Source organism: Paraburkholderia unamae (genome assembly GCF_003096875.1).
Classification (GTDB): Bacteria; Pseudomonadota; Gammaproteobacteria; order Burkholderiales; family Burkholderiaceae; genus Paraburkholderia; species Paraburkholderia unamae.
Window position 1 is genome coordinate 19732 of record NZ_QEOB01000043.1, and the last position, 24648, is coordinate 44379.

At 64.0% G+C, this 24648-nt stretch carries 22 protein-coding genes; 20 read left to right on the top strand and 2 right to left on the bottom strand.

Features of this window, described 5'->3' with window-relative positions:
• Positions 1 to 245 precede the first annotated feature (245 nt).
• The gene (locus C7402_RS44130) at positions 246 to 1592 is read left to right on the top strand and encodes an MFS transporter (RefSeq protein WP_116615032.1); all 1347 of its coding nucleotides are present in this window, start codon (positions 246 to 248) and stop codon (positions 1590 to 1592) included.
• A 77-nt stretch (positions 1593 to 1669) separates the two neighbouring features.
• Here the strand turns inward: C7402_RS44130 and C7402_RS44135 are convergent, their stop codons facing one another.
• A complete protein-coding gene (locus tag C7402_RS44135; protein ID WP_112178024.1) occupies positions 1670 to 2590 on the bottom strand; it encodes a LysR family transcriptional regulator in 921 nt (306 codons plus the stop codon).
• Between the two features lie 194 nt (positions 2591 to 2784).
• On the opposite strand from C7402_RS44135, the gene C7402_RS44140 reads away from it, so the two are divergent.
• The 15 genes from C7402_RS44140 to C7402_RS44210 all read left to right on the top strand — a co-directional run bounded on the left by C7402_RS44140 (position 2785) and on the right by C7402_RS44210 (position 18001).
• Complete coding sequence (locus tag C7402_RS44140; protein WP_116615033.1) at positions 2785 to 3921, top strand: muconate/chloromuconate family cycloisomerase; 1137 nt, start codon at positions 2785 to 2787, stop codon at positions 3919 to 3921.
• A 35-nt stretch (positions 3922 to 3956) separates the two neighbouring features.
• Positions 3957 to 4247, top strand: a complete 291-nt coding sequence (catC, locus tag C7402_RS44145) for a muconolactone Delta-isomerase (protein ID WP_112178052.1) — start codon at positions 3957 to 3959, stop codon at positions 4245 to 4247.
• A gap of 34 nt (positions 4248 to 4281) precedes the next feature.
• Positions 4282 to 5217 carry a catechol 1,2-dioxygenase gene (gene catA, locus C7402_RS44150; RefSeq protein ID WP_112178026.1) on the top strand — a complete coding sequence of 312 codons (936 nt, stop codon included), beginning with the start codon at positions 4282 to 4284 and terminating at the stop codon, positions 5215 to 5217.
• Positions 5218 to 5343: 126 nt separating this feature from the next.
• Positions 5344 to 6702, top strand: a complete 1359-nt coding sequence (locus tag C7402_RS44155; protein ID WP_116615034.1) for a Rieske 2Fe-2S domain-containing protein — start codon at positions 5344 to 5346, stop codon at positions 6700 to 6702.
• A complete protein-coding gene (benB, locus tag C7402_RS44160) occupies positions 6699 to 7187 on the top strand; it encodes a benzoate 1,2-dioxygenase small subunit (RefSeq protein ID WP_112178028.1) in 489 nt (162 codons plus the stop codon). The genes C7402_RS44155 and benB overlap by 4 nt, the downstream gene beginning before the upstream one ends.
• A gap of 40 nt (positions 7188 to 7227) precedes the next feature.
• Positions 7228 to 8250 carry a benzoate 1,2-dioxygenase electron transfer component BenC gene (gene benC, locus C7402_RS44165; RefSeq protein ID WP_112178029.1) on the top strand — a complete coding sequence of 341 codons (1023 nt, stop codon included), beginning with the start codon at positions 7228 to 7230 and terminating at the stop codon, positions 8248 to 8250.
• Positions 8247 to 9023 (top strand): benzoate diol dehydrogenase BenD, encoded by a 777-nt coding sequence (benD, locus tag C7402_RS44170; protein ID WP_116615035.1) that lies wholly within the window; start codon positions 8247 to 8249, stop codon positions 9021 to 9023. The genes benC and benD overlap by 4 nt, the downstream gene beginning before the upstream one ends.
• Positions 9024 to 9026: 3 nt before the next feature.
• Positions 9027 to 10247 carry a benzoate/H(+) symporter BenE family transporter gene (locus tag C7402_RS44175; RefSeq protein ID WP_116615036.1) on the top strand — a complete coding sequence of 407 codons (1221 nt, stop codon included), beginning with the start codon at positions 9027 to 9029 and terminating at the stop codon, positions 10245 to 10247.
• 34 nt (positions 10248 to 10281) lie between these two features.
• Complete coding sequence (locus C7402_RS44180; protein WP_116615037.1) at positions 10282 to 10680, top strand: RidA family protein; 399 nt, start codon at positions 10282 to 10284, stop codon at positions 10678 to 10680.
• 35 nt (positions 10681 to 10715) lie between these two features.
• Positions 10716 to 11972: a GTPase gene (locus C7402_RS44185; RefSeq protein ID WP_116615038.1), complete on the top strand. Its 1257-nt coding sequence runs from the start codon at positions 10716 to 10718 to the stop codon at positions 11970 to 11972.
• A complete protein-coding gene (locus C7402_RS44190) occupies positions 11969 to 13552 on the top strand; it encodes a dynamin family protein (protein ID WP_116615039.1) in 1584 nt (527 codons plus the stop codon). Before C7402_RS44185 ends, C7402_RS44190 begins: the two co-directional genes overlap by 4 nt.
• A gap of 509 nt (positions 13553 to 14061) precedes the next feature.
• Positions 14062 to 15222: a porin gene (locus C7402_RS44195; protein WP_112178035.1), complete on the top strand. Its 1161-nt coding sequence runs from the start codon at positions 14062 to 14064 to the stop codon at positions 15220 to 15222.
• Between the two features lie 267 nt (positions 15223 to 15489).
• Entirely contained in the window at positions 15490 to 15918 is a 429-nt protein-coding gene (locus C7402_RS44200; protein ID WP_112178036.1) for a MarR family winged helix-turn-helix transcriptional regulator, read from the top strand.
• 83 nt (positions 15919 to 16001) lie between these two features.
• On the top strand, positions 16002 to 17270 hold the full coding sequence (locus tag C7402_RS44205; RefSeq protein WP_116615053.1) for a M20 family metallopeptidase: 1269 nt from the start codon (positions 16002 to 16004) through the stop codon (positions 17268 to 17270).
• 32 nt (positions 17271 to 17302) lie between these two features.
• Entirely contained in the window at positions 17303 to 18001 is a 699-nt protein-coding gene (locus C7402_RS44210; RefSeq protein ID WP_116615054.1) for a trimeric intracellular cation channel family protein, read from the top strand.
• Positions 18002 to 18029: 28 nt separating this feature from the next.
• Here the strand turns inward: C7402_RS44210 and C7402_RS44215 are convergent, their stop codons facing one another.
• Positions 18030 to 18581 carry a cysteine hydrolase family protein gene (locus tag C7402_RS44215; protein ID WP_116615040.1) on the bottom strand — a complete coding sequence of 184 codons (552 nt, stop codon included), beginning with the start codon at positions 18579 to 18581 and terminating at the stop codon, positions 18030 to 18032.
• Between the two features lie 178 nt (positions 18582 to 18759).
• Between C7402_RS44215 and C7402_RS44220 the strand changes: the two genes are divergently transcribed.
• The 4 genes from C7402_RS44220 to C7402_RS44235 all read left to right on the top strand — a co-directional run bounded on the left by C7402_RS44220 (position 18760) and on the right by C7402_RS44235 (position 24537).
• On the top strand, positions 18760 to 19440 hold the full coding sequence (locus C7402_RS44220; protein ID WP_112178055.1) for a methyltransferase domain-containing protein: 681 nt from the start codon (positions 18760 to 18762) through the stop codon (positions 19438 to 19440).
• 304 nt (positions 19441 to 19744) lie between these two features.
• Entirely contained in the window at positions 19745 to 20848 is a 1104-nt protein-coding gene (locus C7402_RS44225; RefSeq protein ID WP_116615041.1) for a porin, read from the top strand.
• Positions 20849 to 20901: 53 nt separating this feature from the next.
• Positions 20902 to 23373 carry a glucose/quinate/shikimate family membrane-bound PQQ-dependent dehydrogenase gene (locus tag C7402_RS44230; RefSeq protein ID WP_116615042.1) on the top strand — a complete coding sequence of 824 codons (2472 nt, stop codon included), beginning with the start codon at positions 20902 to 20904 and terminating at the stop codon, positions 23371 to 23373.
• 135 nt (positions 23374 to 23508) lie between these two features.
• Positions 23509 to 24537: a porin gene (locus C7402_RS44235; protein WP_116615055.1), complete on the top strand. Its 1029-nt coding sequence runs from the start codon at positions 23509 to 23511 to the stop codon at positions 24535 to 24537.
• Positions 24538 to 24648: the final 111 nt, after the last annotated feature.

Genomic DNA, 24648 nt, shown 5'->3' on the forward strand with positions numbered 1-24648 from the left:
CGCATGGAGGTCAGGTCGCGTTCAATTCGATAAGGATGCCGAATCAAATGGAAGTTCGATGCCTGCGCAACTATGCCTTAAGAGTATGGAATCGATACCTATTCGGTGTTGGACAGAGTGAAATGCCTGGTTCTATCCTTGGACGACCCTCGATCAGTGTCAGCGTGCAGTAAGGCTCGCCTGATTCCTAAAACAATAGATACCACGCATTCGCCAGAGCGCGTGGCGTTTGGAGACTTTTCGTCATGACTCACCCCTCCGTCCGGTCGATTCCGGCGCTCATCGACAGAGAACGGCTTGGCGCGTTCCAGTGGCGCGTGCTCGCGCTCTGCGTCCTGATCGCGCTGCTCGACGGCTTCGATACGCAGGCGATTGCCTTTACCGGTCCCGCCATTCTCGCCGCGTTCAAGCTGCCCGCCGGTGCGCTCGCGCCGATCCTGACCGCCGGGATCATCGGCATGACGGTGGGCGCGATGACGCTGGGCCTGGTTGGCGACCGCATTGGCCGTCGGCCTGCGATCATGATCGGCCTTGCGATCTTTGGCTGCGCGACGCTGGCCACGGCCTGGGCGACGGATCCCCAGCTCATTCTGGTGCTGCGCTTCATTGCCGGACTCGGCATGGGCGGTTGCACGCCCGTGCTGCTCGCGCTGGCCGCCGAATACGGTCCGGCGCGTCAGCGTGGCGCCATCATGACGGGCGTGCTGCTCGGTTTGCCCGCGGGCGCGATGCTCGGCGGCCTGCTTGCCGCGCGCATGCTGCCCGTGATCGGCTGGCAGGGCATTTTCGTGGTGGGCGGCGGCGTGCCGCTGGCCGTGCTCGTGCTCGCCGCGTTCCTGCTGCCCGAGTCGCTCTATTTTCAGGCGTCGCGCGGCGACGCGCGCGGGCAGCAATACGTGCACAAGACGCTCTCGAAGATCGTCACGCAACCGCTGCCGGCCGACGCCCGCTTCACCGTGCCCGAGGAGGCGGTGGCCAAGGCGAGCGTGGGCGCGCTGTTCCGCGAAGGCTACGCAGGCAAGACGATCGCCATCTGGGTCGTGTATCTGCTCAACTGGGTGGCGTGGTTCATGCTGCTTTCGTGGCTGCCCACGGTCCTCAAATCGGCGGGGCTGCCCGCCGCACAGGCGCCGCTCGGCACCGTGATCGTCAATGCCGTGTTCATCGTGTGCGCAATTCCGCTTTCGTTCGTTCTGCCGCACATGAACACGCGCAATCTGCTTGGCGCGATGTTCGCATGCGGCATCGTGATCGCGCTCGGCCTGAGCTACGCGGGCACGAACTGGGCGCTCGTCTTTGCGCTCGCGGGCGCAGCGGGCTTTGGCATCGGCGGGCAGCAGATCGCGCTGAACTACCTGATCGTGGGCGCCTATCCGACCGCGCTGCGCGCCACCGCCACGGGCTGGGCGATCGGCATGGGCCGTGCGGGTGCGATTGCCGGGTCGGCCATCGGCGGCACGTTCCTCGCGTGGGGCGGCGCATCGGGCTTCTTCCTCGCGCTGGCTGTGCCGCTCGCGGGGGCCGCGCTCGCCGTGTTCAGCCTGCGTCTCGACCCGGTGAGGGGAGACGTCGCGCTTTCGTCGGGCCACTAAGCTTTAACGCTTTAGTGCGCATGACCTGTCGTTTGTCGTGACGATGTCGCAAGACATCGTCACGTTGCGAACCAGTTTCACGGCTTCTTTTTCTTCGCCGGTAGCCACAACTGCGGCTCGGCATACATCTCCTTGACCAGTTGCTTGACCAGGTCGATATAGGCCGAATTGTCGTTGACGCGATGATTCAGGATGATCGGCGAAGTCGCGTGGTCGCTGTCGATCAGGCGGTAGTGCACGTCCTGGCGGATTTGCCGCGCCGACGCCGGAATCACGCACACGCCGAACTCGGCCGCCACCAGCCCCAGCGCGGTCTGGATTTCGCGCACTTCGAGCACTTCCCCAGGCTGCACGCCGTCGCCGTGCAAGACGCTCAATACCTGATCGGCGAAACCGGGGCGCGGCTCCTTCGGATAAACAATCAGCTTTTGTCCCGCCAGTTCCTCGATGGGAATCGGCGTCGACTCCTTCGCCATGGGGGAGCCGACCGGCACCACCACGGCGAGCGGCTCCTCGCGCAGCACGATACCCGCCACGTTCGGGTCGCTGTGGCGCACGCGGCCGAAACCGATGTCGATACGGCCCTCCTTGAGCGCCTGAATCTGCTGCACCGACATGAGTTCGACCATCTGGATGTCGAGTTCCGGGGCATGCTCGCGCAGCTTGCGCATCAACGTCGGCAGTCCTGAATACAGCACCGAGGCGACAAACCCGATCGAAAGCACCGTGCGCTGGTGCAGTCCCACATGCTTCGCGGCCGTTTGCATCTGCTCCACGCGCCCGAGTATCTGCATGGCCTGCTCGTAGACCAGGCGGCCCGCGTCGGTCGTGCGCACGGGGCGCGTGTTGCGAATCAGCAGAGGCACGCCAATTTCCTGTTCGAGCAATTGAATCTGCCGGCTCAGTGGCGGTTGCGCGATGCGCAGTTGCTCGGCGGCGCGAGTGAAATTGCGCTCGCGGACAACGGCAACGAAGTAACGAAGCTGGCGAAGGTCCATGTTCCGGTCCCAATAGAAACGACAAAATCTTGATACTTGGAGAATATGATGCGCCGCAATATCGGTCAATTCATAGGCGCTTGCGCTGCTTCCATATTATAAAGGTATGGAAGTGGACACAAATAGTATTGGACTGCCCGAATGGCCGACGTGTATAAAACCACCATATCTTCTTTACTCACGCAGCATTCGACATGACCACCGTAACGATCGATCGCATCGAAACCCGGCTTGTAGATTTGCCGACGATTCGCCCTCACAAGCTCTCCGTCGCGACGATGTACGGGCAAACCCTGATGCTGGTGAAGGTGTATTGCAGCGACGGCGTCGTCGGCATTGGTGAAGGCACGACGATTGCCGGCATGGCCTACGGCCCGGAAAGCCCCGAGGCCATGAAGCTCGCGATCGACGCGTACTTCGCCCCGGCGATGATTGGCAAGGACGCCACGCAAATTCAGGCGCTCATGGCGCATCTGGGCAAGCTGGTCAAGGTCAATCATTTCGCCAAGTGCGCGGTGGAAACCGCGCTGCTCGACGCCCAGGGCAAGCGCCTTGGCGTGCCGGTGAGCGAGCTGCTGGGCGGCCGCCGCCGCGAGCGCCTGCCGGTTGCGTGGACGCTCGCCTCGGGCGACACGGCGAAGGACATTGCCGAAGCGGAATCGATGCTCGAGGTGCGCCGCCACAAGATCTTCAAGCTGAAGATCGGCGCGAAGGAACTCAAGACCGATATTCGCCACGTAGCCGAAATCAAGAAGGCCGTGGGTGAGCGCGCCGCGGTGCGGGTGGACGTCAACATGGCCTGGAGCGAGACGCAGGCCGCCTGGGCGATCCCGGCGCTGGCCGACGCGGGCTGCGAACTGGTGGAGCAGCCGGTGGCGTCCGCCGCCGCGCTTGCGCGCCTCATGCGCCGTTTCCCCGTGGCGCTGATGGCCGACGAAATCCTCCAGGGCCCGGACAGCGCGTTCGAAATCGCGAAGAACGCGGGCGCCGACGTGTTCGCCATCAAGATCGAGCAAAGCGGTGGCCTGTTCGCCGCGCAACGCGTGGCCGCGATTGCCGACGCCGCAGGGATCGAACTCTACGGCGGCACGATGCTGGAGGGCGCGTTCAGCACGATCGCCTCCGCGCATCTGTTCGCGAGTTTCGCCAACCTGCAATGGGGCACCGAACTGTTCGGGCCGCTCCTGATCACCGAGGAAATTCTGACCACGCCGCTCGATTACAGCGATTTCGAACTGACCGTGCCGAACGGCCCCGGCCTGGGAATCGAACTGGACGAAGCGAAGGTGAAGCGTTTCACCCGCGATGGTCTGATGAAGGCAACGAAGTAATCCGCACACCGCCAGGACACTAAAGGACGTTGACGATGCTTTTCCACGTACGAATGGATGTGAATATCCCGCTCGACATGCCCGCCGATGTCGCCAATGAAATCAAGGCGCGCGAGAAGGCGTATTCACAGGATCTGCAACGCAGCGGCAAGTGGCGTCATATCTGGCGTCTTGCGGGCGAGTATGCGAACTACAGCATTTTCGATGTGGAGAGCAATGCGGAGCTGCACGACATTCTGACCGCGTTGCCGCTCTTTCCGTACATGAAAATTTCGGTCACGCCGTTGTGTCGTCACCCGTCGTCGATTCGGGACAGCGACGCCTGAACTCACTTCCCCTCAATACAAGGAGACAGTCATCATGAGCGCAAAAGTATTCCAAACCAAAGAAGTGCAGGATCTGCTGAAGGCCGCCGCCAACCTCGACGGCAGCACCGGCAACGCCCGCTTCCAGCAGGTCGTGTATCGCCTGCTGGGCGATCTGTTCAAGGCCATCGACGATCTCGACATCACGCCCGATGAAATCTGGGCCGGCGTGAACTATCTGAACAAGCTCGGCCAGGACGGCGAAGCGGCGCTGCTCGCCGCGGGCGTCGGCCTGGAGAAGTACCTCGACATCCGTATGGACGCCGAAGACAAGGCAGTCGGCCTCGAAGGCGGTACGCCGCGCACGATCGAAGGCCCGCTGTATGTCGCGGGCGCACCGGTTCGCGAGAGCCTCTCGCGCATCGACATCAATCCCGACGCGGATGCGGGCCCCCTCGTCATTCACGGCACCGTGACCGGCCTGGACGGCAAGCCCATTGCCGGCGCCGTGGTGGAATGCTGGCACGCGAACTCGAAGGGCTTCTACTCGCACTTCGACCCGACCGGCGCACAGGACGACTTCAACCTGCGCGGCGCGGTGAAAACGGGCGCCGACGGCAAGTATGAATTCCGCACGCTCATGCCCGTGGGCTACGGCTGCCCGCCGCACGGCGCCACGCAGCAACTGCTCAACGGCCTGGGCCGCCACGGCAACCGTCCGGCGCACGTGCACTTCTTCGTCACCGCCGAAGACACCCGCAAGCTGACCACCCAGTTCAATATCGAAGGCGACCCGCTGATCTGGGACGACTTCGCCTACGCGACCCGCGAAGAACTGATTCCGCCCGTGGTTGAAAAGACCGGTGGCGCGGCGCTGGGCCTGAAGGCCGACGCGTACAAGGACATCGAGTTCAACTTCACGCTCACCCCGCTGGTCCAGGGCAAGGACAACCAGCTCGTCTCCCGCCTGCGCGCTTCGGCCACGGCATAACTGTTCGAGGTAGCGGCGGCGCACCGACATCGCCGCTACCTGATTCACCCTTCCCAGCCGGATTAACCATTCGATACCGATGCAAGGACTCCGTACAGCGTGTGGGGTATGCATAGGAGAGCTAACATGTCAGCCATCATCGACAAAGCCAGTGACCTGGATCACCTGCTGTCCACCGCCGTGCAGGACGACAAGCAAAACGGTGTATTCCGTTGCCGCCGCGACATCTTCACGAACGCCGATCTGTTCGAACTGGAGATGAAGTATGTCTTCGAGAAGAACTGGGTCTACCTGGCACATGAAAGCCAGATTCCCGACAACAACGATTACTACACCACGTGGCTTGGCCGCCAGCCCATCGTCATTACCCGCGACAAGACCGGTGAACTTCATGCCGTGATCAATGCCTGCGCGCACAAGGGCGCCATGCTGTGCCGTCGCAAGCACGGCAACAAGGGTAGCTTCACCTGTCCGTTCCACGGCTGGACGTTCTCCAACACCGGCAAGCTGCTGAAGGTGAAGGACGAAAAGACCACCGAATATCCGGTGCAGTTCAACAAGCAGGGTTCGCACGACCTGAAGAAAGTCGCTCGCTTCGAGAGCTACCGCGGCTTCCTGTTCGGCAGCCTCAATGCGGACGTGCAACCGCTTGCCGACTACCTCGGCGAAACGAAGACCATCATCGACCAGATCGTCGATCAGTCGCCCAACGGCCTCGAAGTGCTGCGCGGCAACTCCTCGTACATCTACGACGGCAACTGGAAGATGCAGATGGAGAACGGTTGCGACGGCTACCACGTCAGCACCGTGCACTGGAATTACGCGGCAACGATGGGCCGCCGCAAGGAAGACGGCACCCAGGCCGTGGACGCCAATAGCTGGAGCAAGTCGGTCGCGGGCGTGTACGGTTTCGACCACGGCCATATCCTGCTGTGGACCAATACGATGAACCCGGAAGTGCGCCCGGTCTACAAGCATCGCGACGAAATCAAGGCGCGCGTGGGCGACGTGCAGGCCGAGTTCATCGTCAACCAGACCCGCAACCTCTGCCTGTACCCGAACGTGTTCCTGATGGACCAGTTCAGCACGCAGATTCGCGTGGTGCGCCCGATCAGCGTGGACAAGACCGAAGTGAACATTTTCTGCTTCGCGCCGAAGGGCGAGAGCGCGGAAGATCGCGCCACGCGCATTCGGCAGTACGAGGACTTCTTCAACGTCTCGGGCATGGGCACGGCCGACGACCTGGAAGAGTTCCGCGCCTGCCAGGCCGGTTATGCGGGCACGACGGCCATGTGGAACGATCTCTCGCGCGGCGCGCCGCTGTGGGTTGACGGCGCGGACGCGAACGCGACGAAGATGGGGCTCAAGCCGGTCATTTCCGGCGAGCGCAGTGAAGACGAAGGCCTGTTCGTGGTCCAGCACGAGTACTGGGTGAATGTGATGCGCGACGCGCTCAAGCAGGAACAGGCGGGAGCACAGGCATGAGCCACGATTACCAGACAATCTGCGCCACGCTGTACCGCGAAGCGCGCCTGCTCGACGACCGCCAGTGGGAAGAATGGCTCGCGTGCTATGCCGAGGACGTCACCTACTGGATGCCGGCATGGGACGACGACGACCAGCTCACCGACGACCACGAGAGCCAGATCTCGCTGATGTACTACCCCGATCGCGGCGGCCTGGAAGACCGCGTGTTCCGCATCAAGACCGAGCGCAGCGGCGCGTCGATGCCGGAGCCGCGCACGGCCCACAACGTCACGAACGTGGAAGTGCTGGCCGAGCGGGGCGAGGAAGTGGATGTGCGCTATAACTTCCACACGCTCAGCCATCGTTACAAGGTCACGGACCACTTCTTCGGCACGATGTTCGTCACGCTGCGCCAGGCGGGCGACGGCTATTTGATCGCATACAAGAAGATCGCGCTGAAGAACGACTATATCCGGCAGGTGCTCGACGTCTATCACGTTTGAAGTCGAGCGTACGTTTCAACATGGGAAAGAAGGAGACACCATGTCCAGCTACAAGATTGCACTGAATTTCGAGGACGGTGTTACCCGTTTCATCGACTGCAAGGCGGGTGAGAAGGTTCTCGACGCGGCGTTCCGCGCGAGGATCAACCTGCCGATGGATTGCTCCGACGGCGTGTGCGGCACCTGCAAGTGCCGCGCCGAAAGCGGCAGCTACGACCTGGGCGAAGACTATATCGAAGACGCGCTGACCGAGGACGAAAAGGAAAGCGGCCTCGTGCTCACTTGCCAGATGGTGCCCGAAAGCGATTGCGTGATCGCGATTCCCGCATCGTCCACGGTGTGCAAGACAGCGCAAAGCAAGTTCGCCGCCACGGTCGCGAAGGTCGAGCAGCACAACGACGCCGCCGTCGTGCTCGAACTCGACGTGGACACAGCCGGGCCGGCGTTCCTGCCGGGCCAGTATGTCAACATCGACGTGCCGGGCAGCGGCCAGCATCGCTCGTATTCGTTCTCGTCCGCGCCGGGTGAAGGGAAGATCGGATTCCTCATCAAGAAGATTCCCGGCGGCGTGATGAGCACCTGGCTCGAATCCGCGCAACCGGGCACGAAGCTGGAACTGACGGGGCCGCTCGGCAGTTTCTATCTGCGCGACGTGCAGCGTCCGCTGCTGTTCCTCGCGGGCGGCACGGGTCTCGCTCCGTTCCTCTCGATGCTGGAAGTGCTCGCGCGCACGAATTCGGAGCAGAAGGTGCACCTGATTTACGGCGTAACGCGCGATCTCGACCTGGTGCTCGTGGAGGCCATCGAAGCCTACGCCGCGAAACTGCCGAATTTCAGCTTCGCCACCGTGGTGGCCGACGCGGATTCGAATCACGCGCGCAAGGGCTGGGTCACGCAGCATATCCCGGCCGACGCCCTCAACGACGGCGACGTCGATGTGTACCTGTGCGGACCGCCCCCGATGGTGGATGCCGTGCGCAAGTACTTCGACGACGAAGGCGTGAAGCCCAACAGCTTCCACTACGAGAAGTTCACCCCCAACGTCGTTCCCAAGGCGGCATGACCATGCAACGATTCGCAGGGAAAGTCGTGGTCGTCACCGGCGCGGCGCAGGGCATCGGCCGTGGCGTGGCGCTGCGCGCGGCCGCCGAGGGCGGCAAGGTGGTGTTCGTCGATCGCGCCGACTTCGTGACCGAAGTGGCCGCCGAGGCGCAGGGCGCAGAAACGGCGGGTTTCATCGCCGACCTCGAGACCTATGAAGGCGCGAAAGCGACGATGGATTTCGCGGTGCAGAAGTTCGGCGGCATCGACATTCTGATCAACGGCGTGGGCGGCGCGATCCGCATGCGTCCGTTTGCCGAATTCGAGCCCGCGCAGATCGACGCGGAAATCCGCCGCTCGCTCATGCCCACGCTCTACACGTGCCATGCGGTGTTGCCGCATCTGCTCGCGCGTGGCGGCGGCACCATCGTCAATATTTCGTCGAACGCCACGCGCGGCATTCGCCGCGTACCGTATTCGGCGGCCAAGGGCGGTGTGAACGCGATCACGCAGTCGCTGGCGATGGAATACGCGGAGCACAATATCCGCGTAGTGGCCACGGCGCCGGGCGGAACCAGCGCGCCCGCGCGCCGCGTTCCGCGCAATGCGGCGGGCGACAGCGAGCAGGAAAAGGCATGGATGAGCGAGGCGGTTCACCAGGTTACCGAATCGACGTATTTCAAGCGCTACGGCACCCTCGACGAACAGATCGCGCCGATCCTGTTTCTCGCCTCGGATGAAGCGAGTTACATCACCGGTTCGGTGTTGCCGGTCGCCGGCGGCGACACGGGCTGATTCATGAAAGCCTGGAACCCGTTGTTGAAAGACGCTTCGCTGCCGGCCATCGTCGCGGGTGCCATCGCCACGCTGATTTCATTTGCGGGCCCGCTCGTGCTCGTGTTTCAGGCCGCGCAGGGCATGCCGCATGCGCTGCTGGAATCGTGGGTGTGGACGATCTCGATCGGCTCCGGTTTCCTCGGTATCGTGCTGTCGCTGCGATACAAGGTGCCGGTGGTCATCGCATGGTCGGCGCCGGGCTCCGCACTGCTCATCACCTTGCTGCCGACGGTGAGCTTTCCCGAGGCCGTTGGCGCCTATCTGGTCGCCGGTGTGGCGACGTTCGTGATCGGCGTGAGCGGAACCTTCGACAAGATCGTTTCGCGGCTGCCCGCCGGCATTTCGGCGGCGATGCTCGCCGGCATCCTGTTCGGCTTCGCGGCGAAGATGTTCGTCGTGCTGCCCGCGCAACCGCTCCTCGTCGGCACGATGTTCGTGGCGTTCTTCATCGGCCGTCGCTGCTTCCCGCGTTACGCGGTGGTGGGCGTGCTCGTGGTCGGCGCGCTCGTCGCCGTGCTGGGCGGCAAGCTCACCGGCCACGTTCCTGCGTTGCAGTTCACCGTGCCCGCCTGGACCACGCCGCGCTTTGACTGGCAAGCCATCGTCAATATCGGCCTGCCGTTGATGGTGGTCGCGCTGACCGGGCAGTGGGTGCCCGGCATGGCGGTGTTGCGCAACAGCGGCTACCGCGAGCCTTCGGCGGGGCCGCTCATCGCGTGGTCGTCAGCGGTTTCCGCCGTGCTTGCGCCGTTCGGATGCCATGGCCTGAACCTCGCGGCCATCACCGCCGCGATCTGCACCGGCCACGAGGCGCACGCCGATCCCGCCAGGCGCTACGTCGCGGGCGTTTCCGGCGGCATCGTGTATCTCGTGCTCGGCTGCATGGCGGCCACGGTGCTCTCGCTGTTCGCGATGTTGCCAAAGGAACTGATCGCCGCGCTCGCGGGCCTTGCCTTGTTTCCGACCATCGCCAACGCGCTCGCCGGTTCGATGAGCGACGTAAAGGACCGCGACGCCGCTCTGGTCACCTTTATCGTTTCCGCCTCGGGCATGTCGCTGTTCGGATTGGGCGCCGCGTTCTGGGGGCTGCTGTTCGGTCTCGCCGCGCATGCGCTCTTGCAGTCGAAATTTTCCCGCCGGGCGAGCAGCGCATTGCGTGCGTCGCCGGAAACGAAACCTTGATAAACAGAATCGATTAAAAACTGGAGACACCATCATGACGGATCGCGAAGCCATTGTTCCCGAGGGCATGGAAGCGGTTTACGAGAAAATCCGCTACGCGCCCGCGCTCAAGGTCGGCAAGACGATCTACGTTTCCGGGCAGATTGGCCGTGACAATGCCATGCAACTCGTGGAAGATCGTGAAGCGCAAATCGTACAGGCGTTCGAGAACCTGAAAGCCGTGCTTGCGGCCGCGGGTGCGTCGCTGAGCGATGTGGTGGATCTCACAACGTTCCATACGGATATGCGCGATCTGCCGCTGTTCATGCAGGTGCGGGACCGTTATCTGGATGCGCATCCTCTGCCGGCGTGGACGGCCGTCGGCGCGCACATGCTGGGCGGCCAGGCGGGCTACATCGTCGAGATCAAGGCGGTAGCCGTATTGCCGGAGTAAGCAGGCCCGTCAACGAATCGATCAAGGAGGCGAGGGTGACTAGCGAAGTCCGTGAGCAGGCCGCACGCGCGGTCGCATGCGTGCTGCCGGATCGCGCCAACGATCTGGCGCGGCTGCAAATTCTCGTGAGCGATGGCGAGCCCGTCGTCACGGTCATCGGGAAATACAACCACGGCAAGAGCAGCCTGCTCAACGCGCTGATCGGGCGCGACGCCTTTGCGGTATCGGACAAGCGCGAAACCGTGACGATGTCGGACAGCGTTCATCTTGGGGTGCGCTGGCTCGATGCGCCGGGCCTGGATGCGGACGTGGGCAACGAGGACGACCGCCAGGCCTTGCAGGCCGCCTGGCTGAAATCGGATATCCGCTTGTTCGTGCATGCGGCCAAGGAAGGCGAACTGGATTCGGCGGAACTCGCGCTCCTGGCCGACCTGCACGCCGACGGCAAGCGCACGGAGCGGCAAACCCTGTTCGTGCTCTCGCAAGTGGACCAGTTGGGCGACGAGAGCGAAATCCATAAAGTCGGCAGTGCGATTGGCGAGCAGATGCCGGGCATCGTGCTCAATGCCGCTTCGTCCACGCGCCATCGAAAGGGCGTGGAGGGCGGCAAGCAACTGCTGCTGGAAAAGAGCGGCATTCCCGCGCTGCACACGGCGCTGCATTCGGTGCTCGGGCGCGTGCCGCAAGCGCGGGTGCACGAGACGGCGCTGCTGTTTCGCGAGATCCGCGCAGATCTGCGCCAGCTAAGCGCAGCGCAGCACGATTCACTCGAAGGCCTGCGGCGGACGCAGCAGCAACAGCTGCACGACTTCGCGCAGGGACTGAAGGCCGTTATCGCCAAGGTGGGCGGTGACATTGCCGCGATGTTGAGCGCGCTTGGCGAGGATTACGCCGCCGTGCCGGACACCGCTAAGGATGCCTACGCAATTACGGCAGGGAAGGTGGAGCGCGCGCATATCCAGATTGCCTACTCGCGCGCCTGCATCGAAATGGACGGCTTTCTTGCCGGGCACGGCGTGATCGGCTTGCCCGCGGAGCAGCAAACGGTGGCGCGCAGCCTCAATTCGGTGATGATCGCCGTAATGGGCGTGTCGGTGAAGTTCCGCAAAGACCTGCACAAGATGTTCTGCGAAGCGGCCGGGCGCGAGCGCATGCAGCGCGAATTCACGCACTATTACGAATTGAGCGACGACAGGCAGGCGTTGGCCGAGCAGATTGCGCAGACGCAAGCCGCCATCGTCGCATCGGACTCGGCGTTGACGGCAATGCACACACTGGAAGCCAGCGCATGAAGGCGGACGCGAGCCAGGAACAGCGCTTCATCGCGGAGGTCGACGCGTTCGAGTTCGTCGCACGCGATGTCGAACCCATCCTGCATGCGCTGGACGCCTGGCTTGCCGATCTGGCCGGCCGCCTGCGCGACAATGCGCTGACCTGTACGGGCCTGAAGGCGCAGGCCGAGCCGGCCACGCGCGCGAACGCGATCAACGCGTTGATGCAGGCCAGCGCGCTGGCGTGGCCCCGGCAGTGGGCCGATCTTGCGCCGGCCCAGGCGCTGGCCGATGCGTTCGCCGACAAGGCATTGCTGCTGGTATTCGGCAAATTCAACGCGGGCAAGAGTTCATTCTGCAATTTCCTCGCCGACCGCTTCGCCGCGCATGGCAGAGCGGTGCACTATTTCCACCTTGAAGCCGGGCGCATCGTCGAGTCGCCGGAACGTTTCAAGGAAGGCGCGACCGAAACCACGTCGCGCCTGCAAGGCGTGCGTCCCGGCGACAAACTCGTGTTGCTCGACACGCCCGGATTGCATTCGATGACGCCGGAAAACGCAGCGCTGACCCAGCGCTTCATCGACAGCGCGGACGGCGTTTTGTGGCTGACCAGTTCGACTTCTCCCGGGCAAGTTCAGGAACTCGAAGACCTCGGCCGTGAGTTGCATCGCAACAAGCCGCTACTGCCGGTCTTGACGCGCAGCGACGCCTACGAAGAAGACGAAGTGAATGGCGAACTCGTCAAGGTCCTGTGCAACAAGAGCGCGCATAACCGCGCGCAACAGGAAGCCGACGTCAAGGCGCGGGCTCACGAAAAGCTCGTGGCGATGGGGGTGAATCCCGCGTTGCTGAAGCCGCCCGTTTCAATCTCCGCACACGTGGCGCGCGAGCAGGGTCAAACGCCGGTGGCCATGACGGAGGCCGGATTCGAGCGGCTTTACGGTGCGCTGCTCGATATCATCGAACCGACGCTCGCCTACAAGCGGCGCAAGATGGCCGAAATCCTGCTGCACCATCTTGAAGAGAATGTGCTGGGCGTGCTGTGCGAAGCGGTGCTGCCGCGACTGGCCGAGCTAGGCGCGGCATCGCAAGCCGCACTCGATCGCCTGGAACAGCAGGAAGAGGAGGTTGCCAACGCCGTGTGGCGCGGCGTCATGCCCACGCTGCCAGGCTTGCTTGAAAAGCACTCGGCAACGCGCGACGTGAACGCGATCTGCAATGCGCTCACGCAATCGATATCCGAAACGTTTTCGCGCGAAGCGAATGCGCGGTTGGCTGACTACGTCATCACGCCCGATGCCTCGCTCGCGCCATTTTCACTCGATAGCGACGCGAATTTCGAAGACATCGTGGTTGATTGCACCGGTGCGGACGGGCCGCGACGCGAGGTTGTGGGTGTCGATTATGCGCGCCTGCACGCGGCGCTGGGCGACGCGATCCAGAAGCATCTGCGGCGTCTTTCGCGCGATTCGGTGGAGCAGTGCGCCGCCGCGATCAGGCGTTTGGTGCAAGCCGCCACGCAACTGGAAATCGCTCTGCAATCCAGCGAGCGCGACTTGCTGGATTTGAAGTGCAAACTTCGTTCGGATTCCATTGAATAAGCGCCGCACCTCGCGCAATGCGGTTCGCGATAAAGCGCCCGTAAAAGAATCAACCCTCGCAGCAAGCCGGCTTTCACGTCGATTCTCACGGTGAATAATCGGTTTTTCTCATCGACTTAAATGCGCGAATTTGAAAGCATTATGTAATTTCATTCGCGCCATTTGAGTCCTGCATATTCCGTGTCGCCCGTCGAGCCTTGCTCACGGCGGTTGTGCCATTCACGCCACGGCGTCTGCATTTCAACACCATTTTTATTTTCAGCCCCCTATGATGCGGGTGTTCGATTCACGCCGCACTCGTCACACGACGTTCCCTCCGTCATTGCGATTTCAACACCGATGAATTGCGCAACCCGCAATAATCGTCGGCGGGTATTTATTTGCCTTTGAAATCCGCACCGGAATGGAATGCCGTACGTTGCATATGCACACAGATGGTGCCGGCCGCCTGAATTTGATGCATTGATTTTGACGCACTAACCCACCGCTTGATTCCGGAGCCTACAAACATGAAAAAATCGCTACTCGCCGCGGCACTCTTGAGCGCATTCGCCGTCTCGGCGCACGCGCAAAGCAGCGTGACCCTCTACGGCCTGATCGATACCGGCCTCGTCTACACGAACAACCAGTTCGGCCATAGCAACTGGCAGATGAACTCCAGCTCCACGCAAAACACGGTGTTCGGTCTCAAGGGTTCGGAAGATCTGGGCGGCGGCCTCCATGCGGTCTTCAAGCTGGAACAAGGTTTTCTGCTGAATAATGGCGCGCAGGCGTTCTCCGGTCTCGGCTTCGGTTCCCAGGCCTGGGTCGGCCTGCAAAGCGACCCGTACGGCACGGTCACGTTCGGCCGCCAGTTCGACGTGATGAACGACCTCGTGGGCCCGCTCACGGCCGAGTTCAACACGTGGGGCGGCAGCCTCGCCGCACACCCGTTCGAGAACGACAACCTCGCCGCGAACTCGGTGGTCATCAACAATTCGGTCAAGTACGCAAGCCCGACCTGGTACGGCGTGACGTTCGAGACGATGTACTCGTTCAGCAACAAGGCCGGCGACTTCGCGAACAACCGTTCGTATGGCTTTGCGGTGTCCTATAACCAGGGCCCGCTTAACCTCGCGGCCGGCTACCTGCAATTCAACAACGCCGGCAACGGCAGCGGCGCGGCCACCACCAGCGATACCACCGCGAACTTCGTGGCGGAACGTCAGCGCGTCTGGTCGCTCGGCGGCAACTACACGTACGGCCCGGCCACGGTCGGCCTCGTCTGGAGCCACTCGCAGATCGACAACGTGTCGGGCGTCTACTCGTTCGGCACGGGCACCTATCTCGGTTCGAGCGACAACTCGGCGGGTTCGCTCGCGGGCTCGCTGCGCCTCGACAACTTCGAGGCCAACGTGAAATACGCGCTCACGCCGGCATGGAGCGTTTCGGGCGCGTACACGTACACGCACGGCGCGTACAACGGCACGAACCCCGGCTGGAACACGGCGATGCTGCAAACGGATTACGCCATCAGCAAGCGTACCGACTTCTATCTGGAAGGCGTGTACCAGAACGTGCACGGCGCGCCGGAAGGCTCGGTGCTCTCGCACGCGATGATCAACACGCTCTCGCCGTCGTCGACCGACACGCAGGTCGCCGTCACGGTGGGCATGCGTCACGCGTTCTAAGCGGGTTCGAACCAGCCGGTTCGAAAGCGTCTTTTCAACTGGCTGACGACGGCGGGCATCTGTCCCCGCCGGACGTCTCTTCATGCGCGGCGGCTCTCCACACCGGTGGAGGCCCGCCGCGCAGTCACATCTGCGCATCTCCATCATCCTTCCCTCATCCAGATAGTTGAAATTTTCAACTATTTGACTATACTGGCGACCATTGCGGAGGCTGCGGACTGGCCTGTCGGCCAGTCGTGTGGCTTCACGACTCTTGGGAGCGCGCGTTTGTACTCCGATTTCCTCACATTCAGGCTCGACCAGACCAGCGCGCTGCTGATGGAGCGGGCCAACGCCGTTTATCGCGAGCGCTGGGATCTCGACGTGCGCGCCATGCGCGTGCTGCGCCTCATTCGCGGCGAGCCGGGCATTACGCCCAAGGCCGTGTCGCAGCGCGCGCTCATCGAAAAAACACTGCTCTCGAAAACGCTCGCGGAACTCGAATCGCGCGGCTTGATCGGTCGCGGCACGCACGCGTCGGACCGGCGCAGCGTGGCGTTGCGCGCGACGCCCGAGGGCGTGAAAGTGGCGAATGCCTCGGAAAAAGCGGGCTCGAAGCTCGAATCGGAACTCGCGGCCGTGCTCACCGACCGCGAGCGCGAGACGCTCGACGCGCTGCTCGCCAAGCTCGCGCAAAGCCTGATCGAAGGCGCTTGAAGCGGTTTGAAATTGCCTGAAGCCGAGTGAGGCCGATTGAATTCGGCGCTTTGCACATTGAAATACGCATGAAGGAGTCGTCCATGCCAAACCTCGTCGAAACCCTGGCGCCCGCCATAGGCGCGCTGCTGCCCGAGCTCGAATCGCTCTACCAGGACCTGCACGCGCATCCCGAACTGTCGATGCAGGAGTTCCGCACCGCCGCGCTCGTGGCCGATCGAATGGAAAAGCTCGGCTACGAGGTCACGCGCGAAGTGGGCGTGACGGGCGTCGTGGCGGTGTTGCGCAACGGCGAGGGGCCGGTCGTGATGCTGCGCGCCGACATGGACGCGCTGCCCGTGACCGAGGCCACCGGCCTGCCTTATGCGAGCACCGTGACGGCGAAAGACGAAGAGGGCGTGCAGGTGGGCGTGGCGCACGCGTGCGGCCACGACATGCACGTAACCTGGCTGCTCGGCGCGGCGCAACTCATGGCGGCGCATCGCGACGCGTGGAGCGGCACGCTGCTCGCCGTGTTCCAGCCCGGCGAGGAAGTGGGGCGCGGCGCGCGCAGCATGATCGACGACGGCATGACCACGCGTTTTCCTAAGCCCGATGTGATCCTCGGCCAGCACGTCATGGTGGGTCCGGCGGGCACGGTGGGCTATCGCAGCGGTACGATCCTTTCGGCCGGCGACAGTCTCAAGGTGAAACTCTTCGGGCGCGGCTCGCACGGCTCGCAGCCGCAGACCTCGATCGACCCAGTCATCATGGCGGCTTCCACCACGCTGCGGCTCCAGACGATCGTCTCGCGCGAAATCTCGCCGCGCGAGAGCGCGGTGCTCACGGTGGGCGCGCTCCAGGCGGGCACAAAGGAAAACATCATCCCCGACGACGCCACGCTCAAGCTGAACATGCGCACGTTCGACGACGATGTGCGCGAATACATGCTCGGTGCGATCCGGCGCATTTGCTGCGCGGAATGTGCGGCCTCGAACGCACCGCGCGAGCCGGAATTCACGACGCTTTCGAGCTATCCGCTCACGGTCAACGACGACGCCACGACGGCGCGTCTGCGCAAGGCCTTCGAAGCCTGGTTCGGCGAGCGTGCCTACGAGACGCAACCGGCCGCCGCGAGCGAGGACTTCAGCGTGTTCGGCCGCGTATGGGGCGTGCCATACGCGTTCTGGTTCGTCGGTGGTACGGACCCCGAAGTTTATGCCACGGCGAAGGCGGCCAAAAAGCTCAACGAAATCCCGAGCAATCATTCGCCGATGTTCGCGCCGGTGCTCGAACCCACGTTGCGCACCGGCCTCGAAGCGATGTTGTGCGCGGCTGCCGCATGGCTCGGCCATGAAAGCGAGGCGGCGTGAGTGCAGAGCTGGGCGCGCACGTCGGCGCGCATATCAACGCCCACGCGGCCTATACGTTCCTCGATCTGGTTGGCACCTTCGCGTTTGCAATCTCCGGGGCCGTGGCCGCGCGGCAGCGGCGGCTCGACCTCTTCGGCATCATCGTGGTGAGCTTCATGGTGGCTTGCGGCGGCGGCATTATCCGCGACTTGTGCATCGGCGCGGTTCCGCCTGCGGGACTGGCGAACTGGGCCTATCTCGCGGTGTCGGTGCTGGCCGCGGCGCTCACCATCGCCGCCTATCCGCAGGTGCGACGGCTGCGTCACCCTGTACTGCTGTTCGATGCGATCGGCCTCGGACTTTTCGCGGTCGCGGGTGCGCAGAAGGCGCTTGCCTATAGCCAGAGCGCGGAGCCCGCGATCATCCTCGGCATCGTGAGCGCGGTGGGCGGCGGCGTGATGCGCGACGTGCTGCTCTCGCGCGTGCCGGCCATTCTCGATCGCGAGATTTACGCATCGGCTGCGCTCCTTGGCGCGGCCGTGCAGGTGGGGCTGACCTATGTGGGCTGGTCGCCGTTCTGGACGCCCTGGATCGCGGTGATTTCCTGCGTGGCGTTGCGGCTTGCCTCGCTGTATTACGGCTGGCGCCTGCCGGTGTTCCATACCGTGCGGGCCGCGCCCGTGCCGCAAGCGTCCGCAGGCGAGGCTGCGAAGCTCGCTGAGAAGGCGGATTCCCGGCGCGACGCGCGCTAGTCGCGATAACAGGGGCAAACGCGGGAATTCAACCGCCGCGAGCCGGCGTGTCGAATGCAATCTCGCTTGCCGGCCGCGCGCTGATCTTCGGGCCGAAGCTGCTGATGTTGGACAGCGTGGCGTTGTGATGCGCCCGGATCGCCGCCGCGCTTGCGTGCGGCTTGTCATGCGTGGTGTGGGCGTCCGCGGCGAGCGTGACCGTGAGACCGTTCGCGGCGGCGCGCCGCGTCGTCGTGTCGACGCAGAACTCGCTGGCATACCCGCAGATCACGACGTGCGTAACCGCATGAGCGGCGAGCAGGGCACCCAGATCGGTGTTGAGAAAGGAGTCGGGCGTTCGCTTGGCGACGACATGATCGCGCGGCTCGATGTTCAGTTGCGTCGATAACGCCCACGCTTCGGTGCCGTGCACGAGTTCGCTGTCGTCCTCGTGCTGGATCAGCACGACCGGCGCTCCCGCTTGCCTTGCGCGCTGCATCAGCGCGTTGATGTTGGCGCTGACCATAGCGGCGTCGCCGGGCAGAGGTTCGGTGTTCACGAGGGCTTGCTGGAAGTCGATTACGAGCAACGCGGTTGTCATGGCGATCGTCCATCGAAAGCGGCAATTCTAGCGCGGCAGGCCGTTTGCGCGTGCCTGCGCGCCACATCCGGCGTGCGATCTACCCATTGTTTGAGCCATACCGTGTTTTCGCACCATGCCACGCGCAGCGCGCGTGGCGATTCATGCGAGCATGCGCTCAGTCAATCTGGAGAACAGCATGCATCCGACCGCCATGCAGAATTGCCGCGATTTTTTCCGGTGCTACGCGCCGCACATCGAGAGGGGCGATGAGCCCGTCAAGGTGATCGAAATCGGCAGCCAGGACGTCAATGGCTCGCTGCGCAGCGTTTGTCCCGAAGGTTTTGCCTACACAGGCGTCGATTTCGTGGAGGGGCGCGGCGTCGATGTAGTATTGCAGGACCCCTATGCATTGCCGTTCGCCGATGCAAGCGCCGACATCGTGCTCGCAAGCTCCGTGTTCGAGCACTCGGAAATGTTCTGGCTGCTGTTTCTCGAAGTCATGCGCATTATCAAGCCCGGCGGTCTGTTCTATCTGAACGTACCGTCGAATGGCGATTTTCATCGCTGGCCGGTGGACTGCTGGCGCTTCTACCCGGACAGCGGCAATGCGCTGGTGACCTGGGCCAGGCGCAACGGCATGCGTCCGGCTCTGCTCGAATCGTATACGAGCTTGCAGCATGACGATCAGTGGAACGACTTCGTCGCCGTGTTCCTCAAGGACGAGCAGTTCATCGGGCGCTTTGCGGGCCGCATTCTTCAGCACAAGCGCGACTTCCTCAACGGTATCGTTGCCGGTGATCCCGCTTCGTTTCGCAACTACTCGGAGATGCCGCAGGACCGCATCGAACTGCGCGCCATCCGCGAGGCGCGCGGCTGAAACAGCGCGCCGATTACCGCATTTCCCCGCCTTGCCCACGTCACGCATGCGATGCGTCATGCATGGTGCAGCGCGGCACGCAATGTGCCGCGCCGTCCAGCCAGAAAGCGGCATTTCCCGCGAAGCGCTATGCTTTTTTAAGTGCGCGATGCGCCCGGCAAGGGCTCCATGCCTCCGGGGCCCGATGAGCACCCGGCTGGCGCGCCCGTTTGTCTGACCTTATCGCACGTTATTGCACGTTATCGCACGTTCTTCGCCCCGGCACAGACCGGATCGAGCAAGAAGACTCCACCAGGGAGCTGACGTGAAAACGACTCTGGGCGCTGTGGCGCTGCTCGCCGCCAGTTCGGCCGTGTGGGCGCAATCGAGTGTCACGATGTACGGCCGCCTGGACGGCGGCGTCGAATACCTCAATCACATCGCGAACGGCAACGGCGGCAGTTCGAGCCGCTGGAGCGCCGAAGGCGGCGACTGGGGCACCAGCATGTTCGGCCTCAAGGGCACCGAAGACCTCGGCGGCGGCAGCGCCGCGATCTTCGACCTCGAAACCGCGGTGCAGATCATGAACGGCACCACAGGCGGCGGGCGGCTCTGGTCGCGCCGCGCGTACGTCGGCATCAAGAACGAGACGTGGGGGCAACTGCAAGCCGGTCGTAATCTTTTCATCGACAGCGACGGCGTGTGGGAATTCGATCCCTTCGTGCAGCAGGCGGTGTCGTCGGCCTCGCTCGTGCGCGGGCGCAACTGGCAGCAAACGAGCAACAACATCGAGTACCACAGCCCCGTGTGGAAAGGCCTCGATGTGCAGGGCCAGTACTCGTTCGGCAACCAGCCGGGCAACTTCAACGCAGGGGCCGAAGGCGAGTTCGGCCGCTCGGACGGCATCATGCTCACGTATCACTCGCCGCTGTTCGACATGCGCGGCATTTACGACGAGTTGCGCGATTCGAGCGGACGTTTCTCCAACATCTTCACGGCCTCGCGCGAGTACTTCGTGGGCGGCAACCTGCGCGTGCAGAAGTTCAAGATCCAGGCCGCGTACACGCATTATTCGGCGCCCGACTCGCCGCCGGGCGTGTCCGATACCGCCGACCACTACTGGCTCGGCGCGACCTACCAGGCCACGCCGAAATGGGCCGTGACGGCCGCGGGCTTCTATATCCACGTGGGCGAGGGCGGCGGCGACGTCTCGCACGACCCGGCGAGCCACGCCATGCTCTACGCGCTCGGCACTACCTATAACCTGAGCGCGCGCACGTTCCTGTACGCAACCGTCGCGTACGTGGACAACAGCAAGAACGGCACGTTCTCGGTGTTCGCCACGCCGCGCGATTCGAGCAATCCGACCAGCCCGCTGCCCGGCGAATCGCAGACGGGCGCCTACGTGGGCATGATGCACGTGTTCTGAGGCTGCGCTTTTTCCGCCATCGCAGAAGGCATTCTTCGAGGAAGGTTGAGATCATGGCCAGACAATCGAAACCGCTGGGCATCATCGGCGTCATCTCCGTGCTGTTCACGCTGCTCACCGCGGTCTACCTGCTGGTTGGCGGCGCGTGGCTCGTCTCGCTGGGCGGTTCGCCGTATTACGTCGTGACCGGCGTCGTGCTGCTGATCTTCGCCTGGCTGCTGTGGCGGGCCAGTCCCAAGGCTTTCGTGCTCTATGCGCTGGTGCTGATCGGCACGGCGGTCTGGGGGCTCTGGGAATCGGGCAGCGACTTCTGGGCGCTCGTGCCGCGCTCGGGCGTGCTGGTGGTGTTCGGCGTGTGGCTGCTGCTGCTCATGAGCTGGCATCTGGAGCCGCCGCGCAAGTTCGGCGTGCTGTCGCTTTTCGTCGGGCTCGTGGTGTGGGGCGGTGTGCTCGCCTTTGCGCATTTCAACGACCCGCAGCAGATCAACGGCACGCTGGCCGAGTCGCGCGGCACGCCCGCGCCGAACGCGGAGGGCATTCAGCCTTCCGAGTGGCCCGCCTATGGCCGCGACCAGCAAGGCACGCGCTATTCGCCGTTACAGCAGATCACGCCCGAGAACGTGCACGACCTCCAGGTGGCCTGGACCTTCCGCACAGGCGACATGAAGGGGCCTAACGATCCGGTCGAGATCACCAGCGAAGTCACGCCGATCAAGATCGGCGACCTCCTGTACCTGTGCTCGCCGCACCAGATCCTCTTCGCGCTCAGCGCGCAAACGGGCGAGCTCAAGTGGAAGTTCGATCGGAAGCTCCAGGCCGATCCGTCGTTCCAGCACGTGACTTGCCGGGGCGTGTCGTTTGTCGATCTGTCGGCAAGTGCGCCGGATGCGCAGAACACGGCAAACGTTGCGGGCGCAACGGCCGCATCGGGCGTCGAGGCCGCCGCCCCGGCCAGCGACCCCGCGCCCGCCGCTCAAACCACCGCGCAAGCCGCCAACGGCGCATGCACGCGCCGCATCCTCCTGCCCGTGAACGACGGCCATCTCTACGCGCTCGACGCGCTCACGGGCGAGCGCTGCGCGGGCTTCGCCAACAACGGCGACCTCGACCTGCAACACGCCATGCCCGTGACCACGCCCGGCATGTACGAGCCGACTTCGCCGCCCATCGTCACGAGCAAGGTGATCGTGGTGGCGGGCGCGGTCGAGGACAACTTCTCGAACCGCGAACCGTCCGGCGTGATTCGCGGCTTCGACGTGCGCACGGGCGAGCTGCTCTGGGCGTTCGATCCGGGAGCGGCGGACCCGAACAAGATTCCGGGCCCCGGCGAGCACTACGTGTGGAATTCGCCGAACTCGTGGGCGCCGGCCGCCTACGATCCGAAGCTCGACATCGTGTATCTGCCGATGGGCGTGAAGACGCCGGACATCTGGGGCGGCGACCGCACGCCCGACCTGGAGCGCTACGCGACCGGCCTGCTCGCGCTGCACGCCTCCACGGGCAAGCTCGCATGGTTCTACCAGACGGTGCACCACGACCTGTGGGACATGGACCAGCCCTCGCAGCCCACGCTCGCTGACATCACCGACAAGGACGGCAAGACCGTGCCGGTGGTGTACGCCCCCGCGAAGACCGGCAATCTCTTCGTGCTCGACCGCCGCACCGGCGCGCTGGTCGTGCCCGCGCCCGAAATGCCGGTGCCCCAAGGCGCCGCGCCCGGCGATCATGTCGCGCCCACGCAGCCGTTCTCGCAGCTCACGTTCCGTCCGTCGAAGGACCTCACCGACGCCGACATGTGGGGCGCCACGATGTACGACCAACTGGTCTGCCGCGTGATGTTCCACAAGCTGCGCTATGAAGGCACGTTCACGCCGCCCTCGCTGCAAGGCACACTGGTGTTCCCCGGCAATCTCGGCATGTTCGAGTGGGGCGGTCTGGCTATCGACACGGACCGCCAGGTCGCCGTTGCGAACCCTATCGCGCTGCCGTTCGTTTCGCGCCTGATTCCGCGCGGGCCGGGCAACCCGCAGGAGCCGCAGCCGGGCGCGAAGGGCAGCGGCACGGAGGCGGGCATCCAGCCGCAATACGGCGTGCCTTTTGGCGTGACGCTCAACCCGTTCCTCTCGCCGTTCGGCCTGCCGTGCAAGCAGCCCGCGTGGGGCTACATCTCGGCCGTGGACCTCAAGACCAACGAGATCATATGGAAAAAGCGCATCGGCACGGTGCGTGACAGCTCGCCGCTGCCGCTGCCGTTCCGCATGGGCATGCCGATGCTGGGCGGCCCGATGGTGACGGCGGGCGGCGTGATCTTCATCGGCGCGACCGCCGACAACTACCTGCGCGCGTTCAACGTGAACAACGGCGATCTGCTCTGGCAGGCGCGCTTGCCCGCGGGCGGACAGGCCACGCCGATGACGTACTCGATCAACGGCCGCCAGTTCGTCGTGATCGCGGCGGGCGGGCACGGTTCGTTCGGCACGAAGCTCGGCGACTACGTGATTGCCTACGCACTGCCGCAGCAATAAGCGGCGCGCGGCCGCCTGGCTTTGCCTCGCGGCCGCGGTTCCCGTATTCTTCTGGCTGCGGCGCCCTTTCGCATGACGGTCGCCGCGCCTGACGCATGCGCCGCACCGCCCGTGCGCTTCATTCGTGCTTCCCACATGATCCCAACATTGCGCGCAGCGCGCGCCTGGGCGGTCTTGTCGCTCGCCCTGTTGCACACGATGAGCGCGCATGCGCAAAGCTCGGTCACGCTATACGGGGCGCTGGACACGAGCATCGAAGTCACCAATCCCGGCGCGGGCTGGGTCGCGCGCATGGACTCGGGCGCCTATCGCGGTTCGCGCTTCGGCATGCGCGGCGCGGAAGACCTGGGCGGCGGCATCAAGATCCTGTTCGAGCTCGAAAATGGCTTCGGCTCGGCCGACGGCACCCTGGCCGTGGCCAACACGATCTTCAACCGCCAGGCATGGATCGGCGTGGGCACCCCCTGGGGCACGGTGCGCGTGGGGCGGCAATACTCGCCGATCTACATCCCCTTCAAGGGACAGCTCGACGCGTTCGGCGCGGGTACCATCGCCTCGGGCCTCGACAATCTTTCGAAGATCACGCCATACGAATCGAATGCGATCACGTATCTGTCGCCCGAGATCTACGGCTTTTCCACCACGTTGATGGCCGCATTGCGCGACCCCGGCACGGACGGCAACGGCCTTGCCGGCGCCATCGGCACGTTCGAATGGCGACACGGGCCGTTCCGCATTTCATACGCCCACCAGCAGCAAAACGGCGATGGCGCATTGCGCGCGAACCTGGGCGGCGTGTCGTACGTATTTGGCGAAGTGACCGGCTTTCTCGCCTATTTCAACGGCGACGGCGGCACGCCGCGCTATCACAACGACGGCGTTTCGGTGTCGGCGCGTTACGACGTCACCGCGCGCTTTCGCGCGTCGCTTGGCTACACGTGGTTGCGCGACCGCTCGGGCGGCGACAACGACGCCGACCAGTTCAGCGCCGCCTGCGAGTACGATCTCTCAAAGCGCGTGCTGCTCTATGCCAGTGCGGGCTGGCTGCGCAATCATGGCGAGGCGACCTTCACGCTGCGCGGCGTGAACGTCACGGGCCTGCCGCCGTCCTGGCCGGGCGCGCCCGTGCGCGGCGTGCAATTCGGCATGATCGACCGCTTCTAGGCGCCGTTCTTGTAGACTCATTCGCAGCAGCGCGTGCCGGAGGGAGCGTGAAGCATTGCCTTGCCCCGATTGTCGCGACGAATGAGGCGGCCGCGCAGGCGGACGGTGCGC

What these genes read in the sequence shown, in the direction of transcription:
- C7402_RS44205 (WP_116615053.1), top strand. Translation starts at nt 16,002, where the DNA reads ATGCCAAACCTCGTCGAAACCCTGGCGCCCGCCATAGGCGCGCTGCTG.
- catC (WP_112178052.1), top strand. Translation starts at nt 3,957, where the DNA reads ATGCTTTTCCACGTACGAATGGATGTGAATATCCCGCTCGACATGCCC.
- C7402_RS44190 (WP_116615039.1), top strand. Translation starts at nt 11,969, where the DNA reads ATGAAGGCGGACGCGAGCCAGGAACAGCGCTTCATCGCGGAGGTCGAC.
- C7402_RS44140 (WP_116615033.1), top strand. Translation starts at nt 2,785, where the DNA reads ATGACCACCGTAACGATCGATCGCATCGAAACCCGGCTTGTAGATTTG.
- C7402_RS44155 (WP_116615034.1), top strand. Translation starts at nt 5,344, where the DNA reads ATGTCAGCCATCATCGACAAAGCCAGTGACCTGGATCACCTGCTGTCC.
- C7402_RS44195 (WP_112178035.1), top strand. Translation starts at nt 14,062, where the DNA reads ATGAAAAAATCGCTACTCGCCGCGGCACTCTTGAGCGCATTCGCCGTC.
- benB (WP_112178028.1), top strand. Translation starts at nt 6,699, where the DNA reads ATGAGCCACGATTACCAGACAATCTGCGCCACGCTGTACCGCGAAGCG.
- C7402_RS44230 (WP_116615042.1), top strand. Translation starts at nt 20,902, where the DNA reads ATGGCCAGACAATCGAAACCGCTGGGCATCATCGGCGTCATCTCCGTG.
- C7402_RS44220 (WP_112178055.1), top strand. Translation starts at nt 18,760, where the DNA reads ATGCATCCGACCGCCATGCAGAATTGCCGCGATTTTTTCCGGTGCTAC.
- catA (WP_112178026.1), top strand. Translation starts at nt 4,282, where the DNA reads ATGAGCGCAAAAGTATTCCAAACCAAAGAAGTGCAGGATCTGCTGAAG.
- benC (WP_112178029.1), top strand. Translation starts at nt 7,228, where the DNA reads ATGTCCAGCTACAAGATTGCACTGAATTTCGAGGACGGTGTTACCCGT.
- C7402_RS44215 (WP_116615040.1), bottom strand. Translation starts at nt 18,581, where the DNA reads ATGACAACCGCGTTGCTCGTAATCGACTTCCAGCAAGCCCTCGTGAAC.
- C7402_RS44130 (WP_116615032.1), top strand. Translation starts at nt 246, where the DNA reads ATGACTCACCCCTCCGTCCGGTCGATTCCGGCGCTCATCGACAGAGAA.
- C7402_RS44235 (WP_116615055.1), top strand. Translation starts at nt 23,509, where the DNA reads ATGATCCCAACATTGCGCGCAGCGCGCGCCTGGGCGGTCTTGTCGCTC.
- C7402_RS44135 (WP_112178024.1), bottom strand. Translation starts at nt 2,590, where the DNA reads ATGGACCTTCGCCAGCTTCGTTACTTCGTTGCCGTTGTCCGCGAGCGC.
- C7402_RS44180 (WP_116615037.1), top strand. Translation starts at nt 10,282, where the DNA reads ATGACGGATCGCGAAGCCATTGTTCCCGAGGGCATGGAAGCGGTTTAC.
- benD (WP_116615035.1), top strand. Translation starts at nt 8,247, where the DNA reads ATGACCATGCAACGATTCGCAGGGAAAGTCGTGGTCGTCACCGGCGCG.
- C7402_RS44175 (WP_116615036.1), top strand. Translation starts at nt 9,027, where the DNA reads ATGAAAGCCTGGAACCCGTTGTTGAAAGACGCTTCGCTGCCGGCCATC.